The sequence below is a fragment of the Methanospirillum sp. genome (genome assembly GCF_028679455.1).
Lineage (GTDB): Archaea > Halobacteriota > Methanomicrobia > Methanomicrobiales > Methanospirillaceae > Methanospirillum.
Genome location: NZ_JAJRBM010000122.1, coordinates 1 through 3,631 on the forward strand (window position 1 = coordinate 1; position 3,631 = coordinate 3,631).

Consider the following 3,631-nt stretch of genomic DNA (forward strand, 5'->3'; position numbering starts at 1 on the left):
CATCACCGATAATTACTGCTCCTACCTGCAGGTGAGAGAAAGCATACCCTGCTCTGCTAATATCCTGAGTAAATACACCCGCTTGCAGCCCATATGCTGATTCATTGACCCATGATACTGCATCTTCGAAAAAATCATACGGGGTCACGGTGATGACGGGCGCAAATATCTCCCTGCAGTTTACCTCCATCCCGGCTGCTGTCCCGGTCAGTATAGTCGGCTGCAGCATCGCACCGTTCAGACTGCCTCCTCTGAAAAGTTCCGCTCCTGCACTACAGGCTTGCTCAATCCGATGAAGAGCGGTCAGGGCGGCCTCCGGTGAGATCATCGGCCCGAGATCAGTTTTGGGATCTGTCGGGTCTCCAACGACCAGATGATCGGTAAGTTCTCCAATCCGACTGAGCAGGGCTTCATAAATCTTACGATGGACATAGACCCGCTGGACTGAGATACAGACCTGCCCGGCCTGTGAAAACCCACCCTCAACGATCCGGGATGCGGCGATAGAGAGATCCGCATCCTCATGCACAATGACTGCACCATTTCCCCCCAGTTCAAGTGTCACCTTCCCACACGAGGTACGTGACCGAAGGTGCCAGCCGACATCAGGGGATCCTGTAAATGAGATACATCCGATCCGTGAGTCACAAGCCAGTTTTTCAGCAAGTGAGGATGAGCAGACAACAATACTGACCGCGGCAGGAGGATATCCGGCCTCCACCAGAAGTCTTCCCAGGAGCAGTGAGGATAACGGGGTAACAGATGCAGGTTTCAGGATGATGGCATTTCCGGCTGCCACGGCAGGTCCCAGTTTATGGCAGGCCAAGTTGAGTGGAAAGTTAAATGGGGTTATCCCGAGGACAATTCCAACAGGAAATCGCTGCAGTATCCCGATGCGACCTTCTCCAGCCAAAGTCCGGTCAAGCGGGATCACTTCGCCGGTGATCCGTACTGCCTCCTCGGCAGAAATGCGAATCGTCTCAATTGCACGGGCAGTCTCTCCTTCAGCATTCCTGCGTGGTTTTCCTCCTTCTGCAATTAAGAGCGTAATAAACTCGTCACGATGGCTGGTCATCAGGTCAGCGAGCCGGTGGAGCACCGCAGCGCGCTGATGTGCAGCAAGACGGGAGGTTTCAGTGGAACCGGCCTTCGCAGCCTGCAACGCATCCTCAATATCAGCCAGGCCGGAACGTGATACTCTGCCTACAGGAGATCCCGAGAACGGATTCCTGATCTCATACCAGTCATCAGTTCTACGGACCGAACCACCGATAAGACTCGCCCACTCATCCATGCACTGAATTGGAATGAGCAGGTATTATCTCCACCGCATGGTCACCTTTCAGAATCAGGGCACTATCATATGGCGACCAGATGCAGCACAGCCCCGGCACCGATGCCCAGAAGAAGCGTATAACAGGATATCAGAAACGCTGTCTTCCAGCCCATCTCACGGGATAATACTGCTATTGTGGAGATACAAGGAACAAAGAGGGTGCTGACCAGAGCAAAAGTATACAGTTGAAGGGATGTCATCACCGAGGGAAGATTTGCTGTTCCTGCAAGAACAATGAGGGTTTCAAATGCCATCTCCTTGCGAAGGATCCCGAACAGCAGGGCGGTAGAGGCAAAGCCGGGAAGACCTAGGACCTGCTCCATGAATGGAGCAACTGCATTCTGAAAGAGATCGGTGATTCCATAAAATCCGGCAAGACCGAGAACCACACTACTCACCATCAGAAGCGGCATAGCAATTACCAAAAATTCCCTGATGTGCAGCCATGCACGGGTAATCACCTGATAAATGCGGGGTTTTCGGAGTGGAGGCAGTTCAAGTACCATACCAAGCGGATTTCCCGGGGTGATACGGGAGAGGATGATACCGGTGACAATGATCAAGAGAAAGACAATCAGATAGAGCGAGAGCGCAGCAGCAATACCGATAAATGCAGCTATGATTCCTGCAATGATCACGGTTCTTGCTGAACAGGGAACCATGGTTATCAGAACCGCTGCAATTGTCCGCTCACGTCTGGTTCCAAGTTGTCTGATTCCCATGATTGCGGGAACATTGCATCCAAGACCCAGCACCATAGGGATGATCGCCTGTCCATGCAGACCAAACCGGTGCATTACCCGGTCAGCAAGAAAGGCAATCCGGGTCATATAACCCGAGTCTTCAACCAGAGAGATCAGCAGATAAAATGTGAATACATACGGGAACGCAACACCAAGCCCAGCCTGGATTGCTATCATCAGCGATAACAGGACTTCAGAAAGTAGGGGGTCAAGTCCTGCTGTCCTGATAGGGCTGACAATGAGAAACTCAAAGATACTGACGATAATCTCTTCCAGATATGATCCTATCATAAAAACGATGGTCAGCATTGAAGCGAGGAAGAGAAGCATGATCGGGATCCCGGGAAATGGACGGGTCAGGAACTGATCCAGATCAGTAAAAAGCCCGGGAGACTCTTTTTTTACCACCGCTGCTGCAATCCGTGAAGCGGCGTGGTGCCGGTTCGCCGCGATCAACTGATGAACAGACATCCGGTGCTCATCAATGATTTCGGGGATAATGGTGGTTGCTGCATCCATCAGCACCATATCAGTACCAATACCCTGAAGGGCAAGCAGCGCTTCTGCCCTCCCTGTGCTGGTAAGCCGCTCCAGGCTTCTGATAGCAGCTTCGATATGCAGATCATACTGAACCGGATAGGTGCCTGGTTTTGCCCCGGTGAGTGCCAGCGGGATGATCTGATCGATATTACGGCCTAGTGAAGCAGCCGTTGCGATCACCGGCACTCCGATTAAGGAGGATAGATGATCTACATCGATCGTAAGACCGGTCTTTGCTGCTTCGTCGATAATATTGAGAATTACAACAACCGGAAGGTTAAACTCAAGCAGTTGAAGCAGAAGATACAGATTCCGTTCGAGGTGGGTTGCATCAAGAATAACTGCATATACATCAAAAGCCCGGTTGACCACAGTCTCCCGAACCAGTTGTTCTTCAGGGCCAGACCCGTCAAGTGAGTAGGCACCCGGGAGATCTACTACTTCGATCTGTCGCCTCTCATGACAGATGGTACCAGAACAGAGATCAACCGTGGTCCCGGGATAATTGCTGATCTCAACCCCTACACCGGTAAGTTGGGAGAATATGAGTGATTTGCCAACGTTAGGGTTTCCAATCAGTCCGATCTTCATCTGATAATCTCAACAAGAATCATTTTTGCAATGTCAACACTGATCGCGATATCACAGCCTTTTACCTGAACAAGAAAGGTCTTGGCCATCCGACGGCGGATCAGGATTTCTTCCCCGGGGATCAGACCAAGATCGGCAAGCCGTTCTGCCCTTCCACCCCCTTTCACTGCCGCAATGGTGACACGCTGCCCTTCCATGCAGTCTGACAGGATTTGACAGTCACCTTCAGATGAATGAGGTGGCGAATCATTCCGGTCAGAAGTGGTTGTCCCGATAAAACGCTTCAGTCTGCTGATCGTCTCTTCAGAAGCATGATGCTCAAGGGTGCAGGCCTGCTTATGAGCGGAACTCCGGTCCATCCCCAGCTTCTCTTCAAAGAAGGTTTCAAGCACCTTATGTTTCTTCATCACTCCAGCTGCCG

Annotated in this window: 3 protein-coding genes; all 3 read right to left on the reverse strand. The window is 51.5% G+C overall.

Translation table 11 applies throughout. From position 1 onward, the window contains the following. A partial coding sequence (locus LUQ50_RS04205) for an aldehyde dehydrogenase family protein (RefSeq protein WP_300036643.1) occupies positions 1-1,294 on the reverse strand: 1,294 nt, incomplete at its 3' end. Between the two features lie 65 nt (positions 1,295-1,359). Then, positions 1,360-3,210: a ferrous iron transport protein B gene (feoB, locus tag LUQ50_RS04210; protein ID WP_300036645.1), complete on the reverse strand. Its 1,851-nt coding sequence runs from the start codon at positions 3,208-3,210 to the stop codon at positions 1,360-1,362. Further along, the coding region (locus tag LUQ50_RS04215; RefSeq protein WP_300036648.1) for a metal-dependent transcriptional regulator at positions 3,207-3,631 on the reverse strand (425 nt) is incomplete at its 5' end. The genes feoB and LUQ50_RS04215, both read right to left, overlap by 4 nt.